We start from the raw sequence: 18,681 nt of genomic DNA on the forward strand, positions 1-18,681 counted from the left end.
GTTTGTGGTGTCGGTGCCCCGGGGTGGGGGGGGGGGGGGGGGGCGCCGTGGCCACGTCCAGGCACACCGTGGCAAGACTTCAGCTGCTAGCCACCCCGCCGCCCGTTGTCCGCCACCCAGGCAGTGGGCCGGGCTCGTACCGTCCGGTCCTTCGGCTCGACCGACATCCTGGAGGGGACATGCGAGACCGCGTACGGATCGCCTGCCGCGCAGCGGCGGTGGCCATTGCGTTGGTGGCAACGGGGGGAGCGACCGTCGTCCCGGCGGTGGCCGCGCCGACCGGCATCACCCGAACCGCGCCGGCACCGGCGCCGACCGGCCTGACGTACAGCTATGACGCGGCCACCGAGCAGGTGACGGTCGGTTGGGACGCCAAGGACCCGGCCGACACGGTGACGACCGGCTACCGCGAGACGTACTGCAGTGGGCCCTCGACCACCGACGGGCCGTGCTTCGTCCGGGCGTCGGGTCCGCTGCTGACCGGCAACTCGTTCACGTTCCACCGGGCCGCGGGACAGACGGTCTACTTCCGGCTGAACGCAGAGAACGCGGCGCACCAGCTCACCGGCTCGGCGATCCTCACCATCACCACCTGACGCGGTCCGGCATACGACCGGCCCCGAGGCCGAAGCGTGACGGACTGGTGGACATGAGCAGCCCTGACCGCTTTCCGGAATCCCCGCATCGCGCGGGCAGCCCGCGCTGACGGCGCAGGAACCCGTCTGCTCCTGCGCCGTCATGGGTCAGCTCCAGTGCGCCGGCTGCTCGGCCTGCTGACGGCCCTGCGGCAAGCGGCTCAGGGCAATTCCGAGAAGTGTCGCCGTGTACGCACACAACACGGCGATCCCGGCCCACCACGGAAGCGGGAAGTATCCGGCGGAGGGCGCGTAGTGGGCGATGACCTGCGGGTATTGGATGAGGGTCTGCTGGGCGGCGAAGCCGGCGGCCGGAGTGACCCGCAGCAGCCACTCCGACAGACCGTCGGCCAGCAGCGGGACGGAGGTCACGACGTAGGGAACCGCGATTACCAGGACGGCGACGAGAATCGCGAGCCAGGCGCGCCGACACAGGGCACCCAGCGCGAGGGCGAGCACGCCGGCGAGGGCGAGCACGGCGGCCGTACCGACGACGACCCGCACTCCGGTGAGCGCGGACACCCCGATGACGGAGGTCCCGCTCCCCGTCGGGATCGCCACGCCGACCAGGACCACGATGCCCACGGCGAGGAGACCGGTCACGAATGTGACGGCCCCGACGACGAACGCCTTCGCCGCGAGCCCCCGGCGGGTGACCGGCGTGCCGCGCGCGGGATCGGAGCGGGGGCCGGAGGTGGCGAACCGCACGGCGACCACGAGCACGATGAGCAGACCGGGGGTCAGACCGCCGAGGGTGCGCTCCACCGGGCGACCGCCGCCCTCCGTACCTCCCGGCCCGATGTCGCCGATGCCGGTGACGGTGATCGTGCCGTTCTTCTGCACCGCCCCGGACGCCTTGTGGTACTTCTCCCAGTCGGTCCGGTTCATCTCGCCGACGGCGTCCGTGCGCCAGCCACCGGCGGAGGCCGCGCCCTTGAGCACGACATGGTCGAAGACACCACCGGCCTGCGTGAAGCGCACCTGTTCCGTGGCACCGCCCAGGCCGACGGAACGCAGTGTCAGGTCGCCGGGAGAGGCGGCGAACAGGCCCACCTGCACGGTCTCGGGCAGCCCGGTCAGGTGCGCCGTGCCGACCTTCGCCCACCGCTCGCCGTCGACCGACTCGTAGCCGGTGATGGTGTCGCCCGACCGCGTCAGCCGCAGCCGGCGCGGCGAATTGGCCGAGACCCCGCCGGCGCTGCCTGCGATGTCATGGCGGTAGTCGTACTGCATCCGCACGCCGTGGCTGCCGGTGAGCATCAACGCCGCGTACGAGGATCCCCGGCGGGTCCCGTCCTTGATGATGATCCCGGCCTTCGCCCACGGCACCAGGCCCGGGACGATCCGGTCATGGGTCGGCGGCGGATAGGTGATCGTGCCCGTCATGGACGTCATCCGGACCGTGATGCTGCCGTTCTCGCCCAGGTCGCGATGGAGGAAGTAGAACTGGTCGTTGACGAGGGACCCGTCCGGCCCGGTTGGTTCGGCGGGGCACGGGCCGTCGCAGGACGTGTGGTTGCCGAACGCGGCGAGCAGACCGAGGGCGACGACGACCAGAGCAGCCGCCGCCATCGCGATCAGCCGCCCCGGACGCCGGAACCCGGTCCACTCCCGCCGGAGCAGTTCGTTGGTAGTGAGCATGGTCCCGGTTCTACGGATCGGGCCATAACGTGGTCCGAACCGCCTCTGTCATGCCGCTGTTAGGTGCGTTGGGGCAACCTGTGCTCGGTCGGACCCGAGAGGGAAGAGGAACATGGACAAGCTGCGGAGCGGGACCGTCGGACGGCGATTCACGATCCTTTACGCCACGGGGTTCCTCGGATCGGGAATCGTGCTGCTCGCCCTGACCTACCTGATGTCCGGTGGCCGGGTGACCGGAGTCGCGCCTCAACAGCCCCCGACCGGACGGCCCGACCTCGCCGCCGCCGAGCAGCAGATCCGGGATCTGCAGAGGCAACTCGCGGACGTGCATGCGCAGCAGAGCCACCAACTGCTGGTCGGCTCGCTGATCGCACTGGTGGTGATGGCGGGCGTCTCGCTCCTGCTCGGCCGGGTCCTCGCCGGCCGGGTCCTGCGCCCGCTGCGACTGATCACCGCGGCGACACGGCGGATCTCCGCGGAGAACCTGCATCAGCGGCTCGCCGTGGCCGGACCCGTCGACGAGGTCAAGGAACTCGCCGACACGGTCGACGGACTTCTGGAACGCCTCGAAGCCTCGTTCGTCGCGCAGCGCCGCTTCGTCGGCAACGCTTCGCACGAACTGCGTACGCCGCTGGCGACGATGCGGGCGTCGCTGGACGTGGCCGTCGCCAAACCTGAGCCCGCGCCACAGGCCGTCGCGCTCGCCGGCCGGTTGCGGACCGAGCTCGACCGGGTGGATCACCTGCTGGACGGCTTCCTCGTCCTTGCCCGAGCCCAGCACGGCACCCTCGCCGACCGGACCCCCGTGTCGCTCGGCGAGCTGGCGCGGGCGGCGCTGACCGACCGGGCCGCGGACATCGCCGCGAAGACGCTGACCGTCGACGACGAGGTACGGCCGGACGCCTGGACGCGAGGCAGTCCGGCGCTGCTGTCCCGGATGGTGGAGAACATGGTCGACAACGCGATCGTGCACAACAAGGAGAGCGGCTGGATCCGGATCACCACCGAACACGACGACACCGAGGCACGCCTCGTCGTCGAGACCGGCGGGCGAGTCCTCGACCAGGCCCGGGTGGACCGGCTGACGCAGCCGTTCGAGCGGCTCGGCGCCGACCGGACGGGGGCGGAGGGGAGTTCCGGCCTGGGACTGTCGATCGTCGCCGCGATCGTGGCAGCACACGGCGGTCGCCTCGCTCTCCTGGCCCGCCCGGAGGGCGGTCTGTGCGTCGGAGCGGCGCTGCCGTCGGCGGCCGGAATCGGAAGGGTGACACGGTGAGGGTTCTGGTCGTGGAGGACGCGCGGTCGCTCGCCGAGGTCGTTGCCGAGGGGCTCCGGGACCAGGGGATGGCCGTCGACATCGCGCACGACGGTCTGGCCGCCGCAGCCAAGCTCGATGTGAACGCGTACGACGTGGTGCTCCTCGACCGCGACCTGCCCGGCATCCATGGCGACACGCTCTGCCAGATGATCACGGAGCAGGACGATCGCGCGATGGTGCTGATGCTGACCGCGGCCGGGGCGCCCGGTGACCGGGTCAGCGGTCTGACCCTGGGCGCCGACGACTACCTCGCCAAGCCCTTCCACTTCCCGGAGCTGATTCTCCGCATCCGGTCCCTGGCCCGCCGCAGGCCGGCCGCCCGAGCCCGCACGCTGCGCGCCGCCGGCCTCGAACTCGACCCGGTGCGCCGGACAGCCGTACGCGACGGCCGTCCGCTGGAGCTGTCCGTCAAGGAGTTCGCCGTCCTGGAGGCGCTGTTGCGTGCCGGTCCGGGCTTCCTGAGCGCCGAGGACCTCCTGGAACAGGTCTGGGACGAGAACGCCGACCCGTTCACCAACACGGTGACCGTCACCGTCGGCCGGTTGCGCCGCAAGCTGGGCGGCCCACCGGTCATCACGACGACGCCCGGAGTCGGCTATCGCATCGCCGATGCTCCGGCCGTCTGACGCGACGGAGCGTTACGAAGCCGGGCCATCAACAGTCCCATGCCCCGGGCCACACCTGTCCGGTCCCGCCCCGTCGCCCGAGACCAGGGGAGGGGCACACGACGCATCTCCGCGCACCCCGGCACACTTTCCTCGCCAGCATGTCACCGACAGCCTCACCGGCCGCATGTCACCGAAAGCTCCACGACCGAGGCCACCCTGGTCATCCGAGCGGACGGAGCCCGGTGCCGCGTACACCGGCGCACTGCCTACGGCGCCGAACCTCCCGGGCGCCAGCCTCTGCGGCGGGCCCGGGGGAGGGTGAACGCGACGAAGGCCGTGATGAGGACGGCCGCCACGGCGGCGGAGGTGACGGCGATGGCCACCCGCCTCACCGACGTCCGCGCCGTTGGCTGCACCATCGGCTTCCACATCTCCTTCACCGCGCAGCCCGTCCTCACCGGCTGCTGACCACGACGGGGTGGGGTTCCGTGCCCGACCCGGTTGCCGCGACTCCGGGTCGGGTGCCGGGGCGAAGGACCGGCAAAAGGGCCAATCACGAGGTGCGCAGCGCGATGCGGTAGTCGTCGCCTCCGCGCTGCGGGGGAGCAGCGCGCCCGAGCCCCCGACGGCCGAGAGCGAGGCGAGGCCGGAGGCGGCCGAGACCTCGTCGTCCGGGGAAACGGCTGTGTCCACGCCCCCGCCCGCGACCACCGCAGCCGCCGCCGGCACGGCCGCCGCTCCGGCCGCGGCCCCCAACGCCCGGTTCGCCTGGCTGCGCGCCGGACGGACCGCCACTGCCGTCGCGTCCGGCGGCGGCTCGGGCGACGGCGGACCGGACGCCGAGGCCGGTGGTGCCTCAGGGAACCCGAACCGGATATCCCGTCCCATGGTCGCCGACGCCGCGATCGGCGGAGTGGTCCTCCTCGCCGCTCCCTTCATCATCGGCGCCAACTGGGGCGACGACCCGAAGGACAGCAAGAGCCACAACGCCGCCGCCGGATACGACGGTCCGGGCACCTCTCCGTCCGGATACGTGCCCAAGGCCGAGCAGGACGGCGCCAAGGCCCCCGGCGCCAAGGCTCCCGGCGCGAAGGCACCGGTCGGCAAGGGCGGACCGGCTTCGAAGGTGCCCCCCGCGCCGGAGAACAACGCCGTCGCCGACTCCGCCGGAAAGGGCAGGGCGGCCGACGAACCGTCACCCGCCGGGAGCCACAAGGCACCCGCCAAGTCGGGATCCGGCTCCAAGGCCGCGTCCGGAGGAGCGGCGTCGGGAGCCACCGTCAAATCCACTGCCGTCCAGCAGTTCTCCGCCTACGCGGGCCCGCACTGCTCGGGCTCCGGCGTCTCGTACAGCGAGCATGGCTCGTCCAGGGTCCCCGACGACGACGACCAGTGGACGACCGCGACCGGCGGCTACTCGTCCAACGGCTGCAACGGCCGGTTCCGCTCGATCCCCATGTCCGGGGACGGCAGCGACGCCGGCAACTACGCGACCTGGTCCTTCACCACCGGCTCCGTCACCTCGGGCACCTGCCGCATCAGCGTGCACATTCCCGGCTCCGGCGACATCCGGCACGTCGGCGGCGCCCCGTCCTACTACACCGTCCACGCCGGGAGCAGCTCCTCCGGGAGCAGCTCGCGAGTTTCACGATCGACCAGGTCGACCACAACGGGCAGTGGGTCGCGGCCCCGAACGTGAAGATCAGCGGCGGGAGGCTGTCGGTCGTGCTGCACGACCGCGGCAAGGACTGGAACTCCCACGGCTCGACGGACGCACACCACGCGGCGGACGCGGTCTACGTGAGCTGCAGCTGAAGTCCGGCCCCTGCCCACTCCACGGCCTTGGCTGATGGGTGCTGACGGGCTTCGGCCTGCTGTTGGTCGTGAATGACAGCAGGCTGGAGCCTCCGGCTCCGAGCGGGACCGGGCGGGAGCGGGCGGCAGCCGTGCACTTCGGAGCAGGTGGTCCCGGCGGCGTCGCAGTGCGGAGGGGTTCAAGGCGTCGATGCCGGACTTGGCGAAGCCGTGGTGTTGCCGTGGTGATGCCGGGCGGCTCGACGCTTCCTGCGTCCTTCCGGGCCCGGGGATGCGCTCAGCGAGGCGGCGTGACGAGCCCCATCTCGTAGGCGGTGATCACGAGCTGGACCCGGTCCCGGGCGCCCAGTTTGGTCAGCAGACGTGACACGTGCGATTTGGCGGTGGCCACCGTGATGAAGAGGTCCTCCGCGATCTCGGTGTTCGACCGGCCGCGCCCGATCAGGGTCAGAACCTCCCGTTCCCGTTCGGTGATGCCGTCGACCGGCCGTGGGGAGCGCTCCGGAACAGCTCCGGGGCGCTGCACGAAGTCCGCGATCAGACGCCGTGTGACGCCCGGTGCGATCAGTGCGTCACCGGCGGCGACCACACGGACCGCCGCGAGGATGTCGTCCAGCGCCATGTCCTTGACCACGAAGCCGCTTGCACCGGCCCGGAGCGCACCGTATACGTAGTCGTCCTCGTCGAAGGTGGTCAGCACGAGGACGCGGGCCGTCGCCGGACCGGCCATGATCCGGCGCGTGGCCTCGATCCCGTCCATGCCGGGCATCCGGATGTCCATCACCACGACGTCGGGGCTGACCTCCCCGGCCAGCTGGACCGCCTCGGTGCCGGTGGCGGCCTCACCGACGACCTCCAGGTCGGGATGGTCGGCCATGATCACACGCAGACCGGACCGCACCAATGGCTGATCGTCGGCGAGCACGACTCGGATCTTCATCGGGTCTCCACCGGAACTTCGACGGGCTTGGGCAGTGGCAGCCGCGCCGCCACCCGGAAGCCGCCCTCGGGACGCGGTCCGGCGCTGAGGTGGCCGTGCAGCAGGCCGACCCGCTCCCGCATGCCGACGAGGCCGAAACCATGGGCCGAGCGGTTCTCGGTGGCGCCGCGCCCGTCGTCGACGACTTCCACGGACAGCTCCTCGTCCCCGTAGCCGACGGTCACCCGGCAGTGCCCGGTGCTCGCGTGGCGGACCACGTTGGTCAGCGCCTCCTGCACGATACGGTAGACGGACAGGTCGATCTCGGCCGGCAAGGGCCGCTGCTTCCCGCTGAAACGCACGTCGACACGTACTCCCGCGTCCGCGGTCGCCGTCGCGAGCCGTTCGATGTCCGCCGGCCCCGGTGCGGGCGCGAGAGATGGCTGCCCCGAGGCCGCCGCCCCGGGGTCGGCCTGGCGGAGCGCCACCAGAGTGCGCCGAAGGCCCGACAAGGTCTCTCTGCTGGTGACCTCGATGGCCCGCAGTGCCTCGCGGGCCTCCGCGGGCTGCGTCTGGATGACCCGGCTGCCCATTCCGGCCTGGATGGCGATGATGCCGATACTGTGCGCGATCATGTCGTGCAGCTCCCGCGCGATCCGCAGCCGTTCGGCGGTCACCGCCTCGGCCACTTCCTGCGAACGCAACGCCGACGCGTGCTCGCGTCGCTCGCGACTCAGCAGCCCGATCATGCAGGACGCGCTCATCGCCAGGACGGCGATCACGGCGTTGACGGTCACGTTGTCCCCGTGGGCGAAGCCGCCGATCAGCAGGAGCTGCACGACCAGGGACACGGACACGGCGATGACCGAAACGCGTCGTGTGCGGGTTGCCACGATGAAGCCCAGGACAAGGTCCACCGCCAGATACGACAGAAACTGGCCCTGGTACGACACCGTCAGGTCCGCATGGGCGGAAGCGGGCGTGAACACCACCACGGCAGTGGATCCGAAGAGCGTCAGGGCCAGAGCCGACAACGGCGCCCGTCGCAGCACACCGACGAGCAGGCTCACGGCCAGCAGCGACCCGACAGCGTGCACCGTGCCCGAAGCCCGCGGCGCGCCCCCCAGCAGCAGAACCAGCATGACGAGGTACAGGACACCCCCGACCCAGGCCATGCCCCCTGTCCTCGTCATCGGCGGCATGCGGTCTCTTGAGGAAGGCGGCGATGCGCGACGCACGCAGGCAACGGAGTGGTCGGTGTGAGGTTCATGCCGCGAGCCTAGCCAGGCGCCGCCCGCGCGGCATCGGCCCGGGGACGTACGCCCACGGGCCAACCCGGCCGCGCGATTGCCGTCCCCGGCCCGATGTCCGGGCCGGGGCCTCCCGGCAGCGTTGTTCCTGTGATCGAAGTCAACGAGCTCACCAAGCGCTACGGCGGCAAGACCGCCGTCGACCATCTGTCCTTCACCGTGCGGCCGGGCCAGGTCACCGGATTCCTCGGCCCGAACGGCGCCGGCAAGACCACCACCCTGCGCATGATCCTCGGCCTGGACGCGCCCACCGGGGGCACTGCCACCGTCAGCGCTGTCCCCTTCCGCAGCCACCCGCGCGGACTGCGGCACGTCGGCGCCCTCCTCGACGCCACCCAGGTCCACGGCGGACGCAGCGCCGCCGCTCATCTGTCCGCCCTGGCCCGCAGCAACGGCATCCCGCTGCGCAGGGTGGACGAGGTGCTGCAGGAGGTGGGGCTGGCCGATGCGGCGGCCCGCCGCATCGGTGGGTTCTCGCTCGGCATGAAACAGCGGCTCGGTGTCGCCACCGCCCTCCTCGGCGACCCACCCGTGCTGATGTTCGACGAGCCGGTCAACGGTATGGACCCGGAGGGCGTGCTCTGGATGCGCCGCCTCTTCCGGCGCCTGGCGGCCGAGGGCCGCACGGTCTTCCTCTCCAGCCATCTGATGTCGGAGATGGAGAACACGGCCGACCAACTCGTCGTCATCGGCCGGGGGCGGCTCATCGCCGCGGAGTCGGTACGGGATTTCGCGGCCCGCAGCACCCGCCTCAGCGTCCTGGTGGGCACTCCGCAGGCCGCCGAGCTGACAGTGGTGCTGACAGCCGCAGGCGCGTCCGTCCAGCCGGAGAGCCCGGAGCGCGCCGAGAGGCTGGCCGTGACCGGGCTTTCGGCGGACCGGATCGGAGCACTCGCCTTCGAGAACCGGATCATGCTGCACGAGCTGACCACCCGGACCGCCTCACTGGAAGAGGCCTTCATGGAACTCACCGCCGACAGCGTCGAATACCTGGCAGGGCAGCACCGATGACCACATCCACCTCCGTTCCCCCGACCACCTCGTACGCGCCCGTCGCCGGCCCGCCCGCCCGCTTCCGCGACCTGATCGCCGCCGAGTGGATCAAGATGCGGTCCCTGCGCTCCACCCCCTGGACGCTCGCGATCACCACCGTGTTCGTCATCGGGTCCGCCGCGGCTGCGGCGCTGGCGGAATACGACAACATCGCGGACTCCGGCCCGAGCACGCGTCAGCCGCACGACTTCCTCGCCTTCACCGCCTTCCCGCCGGCCGGCTACTGGCTGCTGATTCTCGTCGCCGGCGCCATCGGTGCCAGCACCGTCGTGAGCGAGTACAGCAGCGGACTGATCCGCACCACCACCGCGGCCGTCCCGGCCCGTGGTGGAGTGGTACTGGCCAAGGCGGTCGTCACGGCCACGCTCTGGACCGCGGTCGGTACGGTCATCTCCTCCGGTTCCTTCCTGGTCTCCCAGGCCATCCTGGACGGACGGCACGCCGGGGTCCCGATCACCCACCCCGGCGTGGCACGGGCCATGGTGGCGTCCGCCCTGCTGGCCCCGGTCTGCGCGCTGATCGGCCTCGGCCTCGGTGCCCTGATCCGGCACAGTGCCACCACCATGATCACCAGCGTCTTCACGCTACTGATGTTCCCCACACTCTTCTCGCAGAGCGAGCTCTGGTCCGCCGACATCAACCACGCGATGCCGGTCACCGCCTGGAAGCGCCTGGTCCAGAACTGGCCGCCGGATCCCGATTCCCTCGCGTACACCGCCACTGTGCCCGGCTCCTGGATCGTGTACACGGTGTGGCCGCTCGTCGCGGTCGTACTCGCGGTGGTCGTCGTACGGCGCCGCGACGTGTGAACCCGCGACAGGAAGCAGACAACCAGCCTCCCCTGCACGGACCGGGCCCGCCCAGGACCGGCCCAGCCTCCGCGCATCCGAGGCCGGCCGGGGACGAGCAGCACCCAGGCCCTCGTCCAGCGAGGAAATGCGTCACCCGGGCCCCGCGCCAGAAGCGGTCACGCCTCCCTGTATCTGCTGATACCGCGCGCACTCCACCGCTCCAGGGTCGATCGCGGCCGGGGGAGGGGGAACGATGGGAATGACAAGCCGACGTCACGCAAGTCAATGCGAAAACGACCGGCGGCCCGACCGGGGGTCGGCAGCCCAGTTGTTTCATTGTGGTCCGGATTCCTCCCGGCAGCGCCGCGGTATTCCGTGCCCGGCGTGTGCTCATAGGCGTCGCCGTGCGGCCGATCCCTCCGTGTCCCGCGTGGTCAGTCGACACCGCCCAGGGGCATCGGAGCAGAAGGAGCCTCCGGTGAAATACATCATCAGCGAGAAGTTGCGTGCCCCGCCCCGGTCGGCGGCCCACGTACCGGAAAGGACTTCGGTCTCCGCCGGTGACTGCGGCCTGCTCCTTGTCAGGATCACCATCGGCCTCCTCATGGCCGGGCACGGAAGCCAAAAACTCTTCGGAATATTCGGTGGTGACGGCCTTGCCGCCACGGGCAAGGGCTTCGCAGGTCTGGGCTTCCACCCAGGAGTGGTCTATGCCGCCATCGGCGGCGGCTCCGAGTTCGTCGGGGGTCTCGGCCTGGCTCTGGGGCTGTTCACCCCACTGGCAGCGGCTGCCCTGATCGGCGTGATGATCAATGCCATGGTGACGGTCACCGCGGCACACGGCCTGTGGGAGACAGAAGGCGGCGTCGAGTACAACGTGTGCATCGCGGTCGTGGTGCTGGCCGTCGCGGCCATCGGTCCCGGGCGGTTCGCACTCGACAGACCGTTCCGCTGGGGGAAGGGCGGCTGGCCGGAGGCCGCCTTCGCCCTGGGTGTCGGCGGCCTCGGCGCCGCGATCGTGCTGAGCCTGTGAATGCAGGCAGAGGATACCGACGCCGATCAGGCTGCGGCGAAATCAAGCCGCTGTCTGATCCTGTCGCTGAAAGGTCACCGCGGCGCGGTGAATCACGGCGCGGACGGTTCCCTCGTCCGCGCTGCGCCGGCCAGGCGAACGCCCGGACGCCGCGCACCTTGTACGGCTTGTGGGGCCACAGAGCTTGTTCGGCAATGGGGCCACAGAGGACGGGGAGGGGAGGCGACACCCGTCGGCAACAGTCGTCAGCCACGCCTGTCAGCCACGCCCGTCAGTGGCGCCCGCGGGCGTTGAGCCGGGCGGCCTGGCGCGTCAGGTGGTCGCGCTCGGCGAGGTTGGGCGCCTTCCGGGCCGCCTCGACGTACAGACGTGCCGCCGTCGTCAGGTCGCCGTCGCGCTCGTGGAGGTACGCCGACACCGCGGCGTAGCGGGGCAGTGAGTCGTCCAGCGCCACGAGCGCCGCCAGACCGGCGCGCGGTCCGTCGGCCTCGCCGACGGCCACCGCGCGGTTGAGCCGGACGACCGGGCTGTCGGTCAGGCGGGCGAGCTCGTCGTACCACTCGACGATCTGCACCCAGTCGGTCTCCTCGACGGTGGGCGCGTCGGCGTGGAGTGCCGCGATGGCGGCCTGGGCCTGGAACTCGCCCAGCCGGTCGCGGGCGAGGGCCGCCTGCAGGATCTCGACGCCCTCGGCGATCGACTCCGTGTCCCACCGGCCGCGGTCCTGCTCGGCCAGCGGCACCAGGCTGCCGTCGGGTGCGGTCCGGGCGGCGCGCCGGGCATGGTGGAGCAGCATGAGGGCGAGCAGCCCCGCCACCTCGGGGTGGTCGATGGCGGCCGCGAGCTGCCGGGTGAGCCGGATGGCCTCGGCGGCGAGGTCGACATCGCCGGAGTAGCCCTCGTTGAAGACCAGGTAGAGGACGCGCAGCACGGTGGCGACATCGCCGGGCCGGTCGAAGCGGACACCGGAGACGGTGCGCTTGGCCCGGCTGATGCGCTGCGCCATGGTCGGCTCGGGCACCAGGTAGGCGCGGGCGATCTGCCGGGTGGTGAGCCCGCCGACGGCGCGCAGTGTGAGCGCGACCGCCGACGACGGCGTCAGCGACGGATGGGCGCACAGGAAGTAGAGCTGGAGCGTGTCGTCCACCGCGGACGCGGGGCCGGGCGGCGGCTCCTCGTCGATGAGGTCCTCACGCCGACGGCGGGCCGTGTCAGCCCGGGTCGTGTCGAGGAACCGCCGCCAGGCCACGGTGACCAGCCAGCCCTTCGGGTCCCGTGGTGGATCGGCCGGCCAGACGCGGACCGCCTCGACCAGCGCGTCCTGCACGGCGTCCTCGGCCGCCGCGAAGTCGGCTCCGCGGCGGACGAGGATGCCGAGCACGCTCGGCGTGAGGCTCCGGAGCAGGTCCGAGTTCACCTCGGAGGGCATCAGACGTCAGTCCGTGATGGTGGCCGACGCGCCCAGGAACGGCCGTACCTCGAGCCACTCGTGGATCGGCTTCCCGCCCGCCCCAGGGGCGGCCGACAGTTCTCCGGCCAGCTCGATGGCCCGCTCGTAGCTGTCGACGTCGATCACCATCCAACCGGCGATGAGGTCCTTGGTCTCGGCGAACGGGCCGTCGGTGACCGGTGGGCGACCGACGCCGTCGTACCGGACGAACGTCCCCTCGGGAGCGAGCGCCTGGCCGTCGACGAACTCACCGGTCCCCTCGAGCCGGTCCGCGAAGTCCTGCATGTACTGCATGTGGGCCGAGATCTCCTCAGGCGTCCATTTGTCCATGGGTACGTCGTTGACCGGAGCCGGGGCGCCGCGGTAGTGCTTGAGCAGCAAGTACTTCGCCATGGTGGTTCTCCTCGGTGCTGGTGCGACCCATTGTGGCCGCGTTCATTGCAGGGACGGAGCCGGTGACGGGTTCTCGACATCATCACCGTCCGTCTTTTGCTCTCGTGGATGAACTCGGGTGAGCCGTCTCGCGATGTCCGGTGCCACGGCACGGTGCGAGGGCGGACACGGAGCGAGGCCGTCCAAGATCGGCAGCGACCGGGCAACTGAATCAAGAGAAGGCCTCGCGCACGTCATTACGCGATGTCCTGGCGCGTCGTGGCGCACTCGGACCGATGCCACCGATCCGCGATGAAATGGCCCCATGGGCGACTTGGTGCGGCCCTGAACGGCTTCGACGAGGCCGCCCGCTTCCGATGGACAACGTCCCCGAGTGGCTGTTTCGCCGTCTGTGGTCATCGCACGGTGAGTGGGGTCTCGGAGTCGACACGGTTCAGCTTCTCGGGGTTGCGGACGTAGTAGATGCCGGTGATGAGGTCGTTCTCGACATGGACCGCCATGACACCGTCGACCTCTCCGGCCAGGCGTACGAGGAGAGCCGGGTTGCCGTTGACCACGGTGGGAGCGACAGTGATCGGGCGGTTGTTCTTGCCGAGAGCACCGACCATGTAGCGGGCCACCTTGTTGGCGCCGATGGTCGGCCGCAGTGCGGCCTGCTTGATGCCGCCGCCGTCGCCCACGAAGACGACATCGGGGGCGAGCACGTCAAGGAGGCCCTGCAGGTCCCCGGTCTCGAGTACGCGCTGGAACGACTCCAGGGCCGCCCGGGTCTCGCGCGGGGAGACCACTTTGCGGGGACGACGGGAATCTACGTGCAGGCGGGCGCGGTGCGCGATCTGACGAACGGCCGCAGGGCTCTTGTCGACGGCGGCCGCGATGTCGTCGTAGCCGACATCGAACACCTCGCGCAGCACGAAGACGGCGCGTTCGGTCGGCGACAGTGTCTCGAGGACGAGCATCATCGCCATCGACACACTCTCGGCGAGCTCGGCGTCCTGGGCCACGTCCGGCGCGGTGAGCAGCGGCTCGGGCAACCAGGGGCCGACGTACGCCTCCTTGCGGCGTTTCATGGTGCGTAGCCGGTTGAGTGCCTGCCGGGTCGTGATCCGGACCAGGTACGCGCGGTGGTCGAGCACCTGCGCCAGGTCGACCTTGACCCACCGCAGCCAGGTTTCCTGGAGGACGTCCTCGGCGTCGGCCGCCGATCCGAGCATCTCGTAGGCGACGGTGAAGAGCAGGTTGTGGTGGGCGACGAAAGTCTCGGTCGCCGGGTCGGTGACGTGGACGCTCATATCCCGACCCCCTTCCCTCGCGGCCGGCCCTGGTTGCCGACCGCCTTCAAGCTTGCATCCACAGCAAGGTCCTTCCATATCGGTGCTGTTGGACTCTGACTCACCCGGTCTGTGCGATTGAGAGCGGGACGCCACCCGGCGCATGACGCTAGACAGTCCGCTCAGCGGTGGCCGGCGCCTCGCCGCGGCCGGCCTGCAGCAGTTGACGGCGCCTGCCACTTCCCGAGACGCGGTGCAAGCGGTACGAACCGGGCTTGCCTGCCTCGTCGGCCATGTGCTTGACGATGCCCTTGCACACGAGCTCCTTGAGTTTCGCGCCAGGGCGCCCGTCGATGTGGAACCACAACGCGACGTCGTGGCTGTGGGCGAACTGGAAGATACCGTCGCGTCGGCCCAGGCTGATGCACTGGGCGGCGAACGCCTGATTGAGAGGCGTGGGCTGCTCACCCGCGATCCGGCTGAGCACCGTGTCGGCGGCCCGCGCGCCCAGAGGCATCGCGGCCTGGCAGCTCATCCGCAGCGGCAGGTCCGACGGCGCCGCCGAGTCGCCGGCCGCGACGATGCGTACGTCGTCCACGCTGGTCAACGTCTCGTCCGTGAGCAGGCGGCCCAGGGCGTCGGTGCTCAGCCCGCTGCGCACGGCCAGGTCCGGCACGCCGAACCCTGCGGTCCAGATGGTCACCGCGCTCGGCAGCTCGCGGCCGCCGCTGAGCTGCACAGCATCGCGGGTCACCGCCGTCACCTTCGTGTCGGGGCCGTCGAGCACGGTCACACCGAGCTTGGTCAGCCGCCTGGCGACCGAGCGTCGGCCCCGCGGGTGCAGGTACGGGCCGAGCACCCCTCCGCAGAGCAGGGTCACGGTGCGGCCCGCCTCCGCCAGCTCGGCGGCGGTCTCGATGCCGGTCGGACCGGCTCCGACCACTGTCACCGCGGCCGTCGCGGGCGCGGCGTCGAGGACCGGCCGCAGCAGCCCCGCCTCCTCCAGGGTGGCGATCGGGTAGGCGAACTCGTCCGCCCCGGGCACGCGCGGTTCGGCGCTGCCACTGCCCACCGCGTAAACCAGATAGTCGTAGCCGACCGTGCCGCCGCTCGCCAACGTCACGTTGCCCTCGGCCGCGCCGATCCGGGTCACGGTGTCGACCATCAGACGGACGCGCTCGCCCAGGACCTCTCGGTAGTCGACGACCGCGTCGTCGGACCCACCCACCAGTTGGTGCAGGCGGACCCGATGGACAAAGGACGGGCGGGGGTTGATCAGCGTCACGGTCACGTCGCCGCGCTGCGTCAGACGATTGGCCGCCATGACGCCGGCGTATCCGCCGCCGATCACGACCACATCGGTGTTCTCAGTCATGGTGTCTCCTCCGGTTCCAGGCGTTCGGCCTAAAGACACCGCCTGATCGACCCCTGTGACAGCATGTGAGGCAGGTCACTTCATGGGTGTGGCAGCCCGGACGGATTCCGGCCCGACTGCGGGGCGTCACCGGCGCCCTCATCTGCTCAGCAGGTACTCGGACCGCAGCATCAGGATCACTCTGATTCGCAGCCCCTTGTGCGGGACGGAGGTGGCGAAGCTGTAGTGGCCCACCACGTACGCACTGCACGCCATCGATCTGATCGGCCACATGGTGGCGTGGGCCTTGACCTCTGTTGCTTCGCGGACGTGGCGGTGGACCGTCGTCGCAGCGCTGGGACACGAAGCGTGCTGGAGGCATTCGACACGGACTGCACCGCAGCCGTAGTGAAGTACGAGGTCGCCGCCCCGTTGAAGCCCCGGCCCGCCGGCGTGCGCTCGGGGACCGACACGGAGCGGCGACGGGCGGTCAGCGGCTCTGCTTGAGGCAGGTCCGGTCCCGTGCGGGCAGCTTTCCTGTGGCCAGGTACCGGTTGACCTCATTGTCCACGCAGGCGTTGCCGTACTGGCCGTAGATCGCGTGCCGGTTGGCACCCTTGAGAGTGAGCAGCTTGGAGCTCGGCAGCAGGTTGTGCAGTGCCACGCTGCCCGTGTACGGGGTGCGCGGGTCACCGGTGGCGGCCACGATCAGCGCGGGGGTGTCGCGACGCACCTGGGTGGGCCTCTCGCGGGGCCGGTCCCAGAAGGCGCACGGCCCTATGTTGTTGGTGAGAGGGCCGAACAGCGCGTGCGTGGCCCGGCTGCGTTCGATGTCCCGCCAATAGCTCTCGGGGTTGCGAGGCACGGAGACATCGCCGCAGAGGATGGCGGACTGCACACTGCCGTTGCGTGATCCCTGGTCGGTGAGCGTGCCCCGCAGCATCGCGGCGAACTGCGGCGACAGCTGGGTGGGTTGACCCGCTGCAGCCCTTGCGAGCACGGACATCTGCTCCCCGGCCGCAGCCCGTGCCTCATCGGTGTCGTCGGCGGTTCCGGAGAAGACCACGAAGGGCACCTGGGTGTCGTCGAGCCGGAACGTATCCGCGCCGGTGCCGATGGTCAGGGGGTGGCGCGCGGAGGTCGCGACGACGCGGTCGATCGTGGCGAGCACCTGTCCGCGCGTTCGGCCGAGACCGTAGGCGCTGTGTCGCTGCGCCGCCCAGGTGGCCCAGTCGGCGAGGGCCTGATCGTTCTCGCGCTCCACGCCGCGCATCAGCCGCGGGTTGTAGCGGCGCGGATCCAGTGCCCCGTCGAGGACCACCCGGTCGTAGCGACGGGGGAACATCTGGGTGTAGACCGTGCCCAGGTAGGTGCCGTAGGACCAGCCCAGGTAGGAGATCTTGCGCTCGCCGAGTGTGCCCCGGATGACGTCCATGTCGCGGGCCGTGTTGCGGGTGGTGACGTACGGCAGTACGGACGCGTTGGTCGCCCGGCACCTGTCGGCCAGGTCCTTCTGCAGGGCGACCTGGCGCTCGAAGCCCGCCCGGCCTTGACCGGCCGAGAACATGGAGGAACCGACGGGCCAGTCGCAGTCGAGCGGGGCGCTGCGGCCGACGAAACGCGGGTCGAAGCCGATGACGTCGTAGCGTGCACCGGTCTCCTTCATCATCTGGCGAATGAGCGGGGCGTAGCCGAGGGCGGGCCCGCCCGGTCCTCCGGGGTTGAACAACAGCGAGCCGACCCGGTGACGGGTGTCGGTGGCAGCGAGCCGCGAAATCGCGACCTTGAGGGTACGGCCCCGGGGATCGGCGTAGTCGAGTGGGACGGTCACGTCGGCGCAGCGTGCACCGGCCTTCTCCAGATCACGACCCGCGGCATCGTCCGGGCCCAGGACGCAACTGCGCCAGTCGAGGCGCTGGTGGTAAAAGCGGTCGAGGCCCGCCCCGGCCGACACCGCAGCGCCGTCGCGGCCCGCTGCTGTCGCCGTCGCGCCGGGCAGCGCGGTGAAGCAGGCGGTGAGGGCGAGGCCCACGGCCGATGCGCGGCGCACGGCTGTGCTGATGGTGGTCACACGGTCTCCTTGAGTGGTGCGTGAGGCGGCGGGGCAGAAGGTGGTGGCAAGGGCGAGCAGAGCGTGGCGGCCCGGCCCGACCCGTCCGGGGCTGCATCGGACCTTGGCCCCGAGACTCCGGCGCCTGGACCGCACGCCCGGATACCGGCTTGTCCGGCCCGGCCCGTCAGCGGGGCGGATCGGGCCGGCGTGGCCGCACAAAGGGGTCAGGGAACGCGGAGCGCGCCCGCAGCCACCCGCTGCCCCGGCTGTTCTCGTCATGCGGGCCAGCCTTTCACCACATCTGACGCCGCGTCATCGTCTTTCGGCAGTACTGTGCGCATACGTCAGTGGTCCTACGGCCTGTCTCCAATGCGGGTCGAGGGGATCGCGCAGAGCACGGGTGCGTCGTCCTGAGCTCTCGGATACCGACACACGGATGGTCCGGGTGGTGCAGGCGGAGTTGGACGCGGTGATGGACATACTCCGCATCGCGCGCCCCGATCCGGGCCGCCGGCGCACCCGGCCCGACCACGTTCTGCGCGACAAGGGCTGAGAAGAACCACGGCTCCCGCAAGATCCGCGCACGTCTGCTCAGACGCGGCATCGCCCACACCATCCGGGAGCGCTCCGGCTCAAGGGCCAACCGCCGCAACCGGGATGGTCACAGCGGCAGGCCCCCGGCCTCCGATACGCAGCTCCGCAAGTTCCGCAATGCTGTCGAGCGCTGTTTCAACAGGCTGAAGGTGCGACACGAAGTCGCACACGTTAAGTGGGAAAGCCACGATGGGAGGAGAACTGTGCTGACCCCGGATCAGTGTCCGAAATCGGTTCCCGCGCTCACATGCGTTGCCAGTTAACGGCGGGGTGTGAAGCTGAGCGTTCAAGCCCAAGGGTTCCCTGGCCATCGGGGAACGACAGGTGAGGGAAAGGCTGGATGGGTGAACCGCGTGAACCCCTGTTGATGTCTCGTAAGGTTGAAGCCGCCCGATGGTTCGTAATCAGCGGCTGCAGAACCCGGCGTTGGAAGACGCCAGGCG

Annotated in this window: 16 protein-coding genes; 8 read left to right on the top strand and 8 right to left on the bottom strand. The window is 70.6% G+C overall.

Features of this window, described 5'->3' with window-relative positions; translation table 11 throughout:
* Window positions 1–179: 179 nt before the first annotated feature.
* The gene (locus ACFV8T_RS30085; protein ID WP_385333658.1) at window positions 180–596 is read left to right on the top strand and encodes a hypothetical protein; all 417 of its coding nucleotides are present in this window, start codon (window positions 180–182) and stop codon (window positions 594–596) included.
* A gap of 147 nt (window positions 597–743) precedes the next feature.
* On the opposite strand, the gene ACFV8T_RS30090 is transcribed toward ACFV8T_RS30085, so the two are convergent.
* Window positions 744–2,276, bottom strand: a complete 1,533-nt coding sequence (locus ACFV8T_RS30090; protein WP_385333660.1) for a hypothetical protein — start codon at window positions 2,274–2,276, stop codon at window positions 744–746.
* A 112-nt stretch (window positions 2,277–2,388) separates the two neighbouring features.
* Between ACFV8T_RS30090 and ACFV8T_RS30095 the strand changes: the two genes are divergently transcribed.
* From ACFV8T_RS30095 to ACFV8T_RS30110, 4 genes are all read left to right on the top strand, one after another.
* Window positions 2,389–3,552 carry a sensor histidine kinase gene (locus ACFV8T_RS30095; RefSeq protein ID WP_385333662.1) on the top strand — a complete coding sequence of 388 codons (1,164 nt, stop codon included), beginning with the start codon at window positions 2,389–2,391 and terminating at the stop codon, window positions 3,550–3,552.
* Window positions 3,549–4,220 (top strand): response regulator transcription factor, encoded by a 672-nt coding sequence (locus ACFV8T_RS30100; RefSeq protein ID WP_385333665.1) that lies wholly within the window; start codon window positions 3,549–3,551, stop codon window positions 4,218–4,220. Before ACFV8T_RS30095 ends, ACFV8T_RS30100 begins: the two co-directional genes overlap by 4 nt.
* A 300-nt stretch (window positions 4,221–4,520) precedes the next feature.
* The gene (locus ACFV8T_RS30105; RefSeq protein WP_385333668.1) at window positions 4,521–4,670 is read left to right on the top strand and encodes a hypothetical protein; all 150 of its coding nucleotides are present in this window, start codon (window positions 4,521–4,523) and stop codon (window positions 4,668–4,670) included.
* A gap of 217 nt (window positions 4,671–4,887) precedes the next feature.
* A complete protein-coding gene (locus ACFV8T_RS30110; RefSeq protein WP_385333671.1) occupies window positions 4,888–5,901 on the top strand; it encodes a hypothetical protein in 1,014 nt (337 codons plus the stop codon).
* Between the two features lie 393 nt (window positions 5,902–6,294).
* Here the strand turns inward: ACFV8T_RS30110 and ACFV8T_RS30115 are convergent, their stop codons facing one another.
* Both ACFV8T_RS30115 and ACFV8T_RS30120 read right to left on the bottom strand, forming a co-directional pair.
* On the bottom strand, window positions 6,295–6,957 hold the full coding sequence (locus ACFV8T_RS30115; RefSeq protein WP_385333674.1) for a response regulator: 663 nt from the start codon (window positions 6,955–6,957) through the stop codon (window positions 6,295–6,297).
* On the bottom strand, window positions 6,954–8,111 hold the full coding sequence (locus ACFV8T_RS30120; protein ID WP_385333676.1) for a sensor histidine kinase: 1,158 nt from the start codon (window positions 8,109–8,111) through the stop codon (window positions 6,954–6,956). Before ACFV8T_RS30120 ends, ACFV8T_RS30115 begins: the two co-directional genes overlap by 4 nt.
* Before the next feature lie 225 nt (window positions 8,112–8,336).
* Between ACFV8T_RS30120 and ACFV8T_RS30125 the strand changes: the two genes are divergently transcribed.
* From ACFV8T_RS30125 to ACFV8T_RS30135, 3 genes are all read left to right on the top strand, one after another.
* On the top strand, window positions 8,337–9,257 hold the full coding sequence (locus ACFV8T_RS30125; RefSeq protein WP_385333679.1) for an ATP-binding cassette domain-containing protein: 921 nt from the start codon (window positions 8,337–8,339) through the stop codon (window positions 9,255–9,257).
* Window positions 9,254–10,108, top strand: coding sequence for an ABC transporter permease subunit (locus ACFV8T_RS30130; protein WP_385333682.1), 855 nt, complete (start codon window positions 9,254–9,256; stop codon window positions 10,106–10,108). Before ACFV8T_RS30125 ends, ACFV8T_RS30130 begins: the two co-directional genes overlap by 4 nt.
* A gap of 484 nt (window positions 10,109–10,592) precedes the next feature.
* Entirely contained in the window at window positions 10,593–11,123 is a 531-nt protein-coding gene (locus ACFV8T_RS30135; protein ID WP_385333818.1) for a DoxX family protein, read from the top strand.
* A 271-nt stretch (window positions 11,124–11,394) separates the two neighbouring features.
* Here the strand turns inward: ACFV8T_RS30135 and ACFV8T_RS30140 are convergent, their stop codons facing one another.
* The 5 genes from ACFV8T_RS30140 to ACFV8T_RS30160 all read right to left on the bottom strand — a co-directional run bounded on the left by ACFV8T_RS30140 (window position 11,395) and on the right by ACFV8T_RS30160 (window position 17,662).
* Complete coding sequence (locus tag ACFV8T_RS30140) at window positions 11,395–12,552, bottom strand: RNA polymerase sigma factor (protein ID WP_385333685.1); 1,158 nt, start codon at window positions 12,550–12,552, stop codon at window positions 11,395–11,397.
* A gap of 6 nt (window positions 12,553–12,558) precedes the next feature.
* Entirely contained in the window at window positions 12,559–12,966 is a 408-nt protein-coding gene (locus ACFV8T_RS30145; RefSeq protein WP_385333687.1) for a YciI family protein, read from the bottom strand.
* A 395-nt stretch (window positions 12,967–13,361) separates the two neighbouring features.
* Window positions 13,362–14,258, bottom strand: a complete 897-nt coding sequence (locus ACFV8T_RS30150) for an RNA polymerase sigma-70 factor (protein ID WP_385333690.1) — start codon at window positions 14,256–14,258, stop codon at window positions 13,362–13,364.
* A 148-nt stretch (window positions 14,259–14,406) separates the two neighbouring features.
* Window positions 14,407–15,612, bottom strand: a complete 1,206-nt coding sequence (locus ACFV8T_RS30155) for an NAD(P)/FAD-dependent oxidoreductase (RefSeq protein ID WP_385333693.1) — start codon at window positions 15,610–15,612, stop codon at window positions 14,407–14,409.
* A gap of 469 nt (window positions 15,613–16,081) precedes the next feature.
* Window positions 16,082–17,662 carry an alpha/beta hydrolase gene (locus ACFV8T_RS30160; protein WP_385333695.1) on the bottom strand — a complete coding sequence of 527 codons (1,581 nt, stop codon included), beginning with the start codon at window positions 17,660–17,662 and terminating at the stop codon, window positions 16,082–16,084.
* Window positions 17,663–18,681 lie beyond the last annotated feature (1,019 nt).

This window comes from Streptomyces sp. NPDC059832 (assembly GCF_042731715.1).
Lineage (GTDB): Bacteria > Actinomycetota > Actinomycetes > Streptomycetales > Streptomycetaceae > Streptomyces.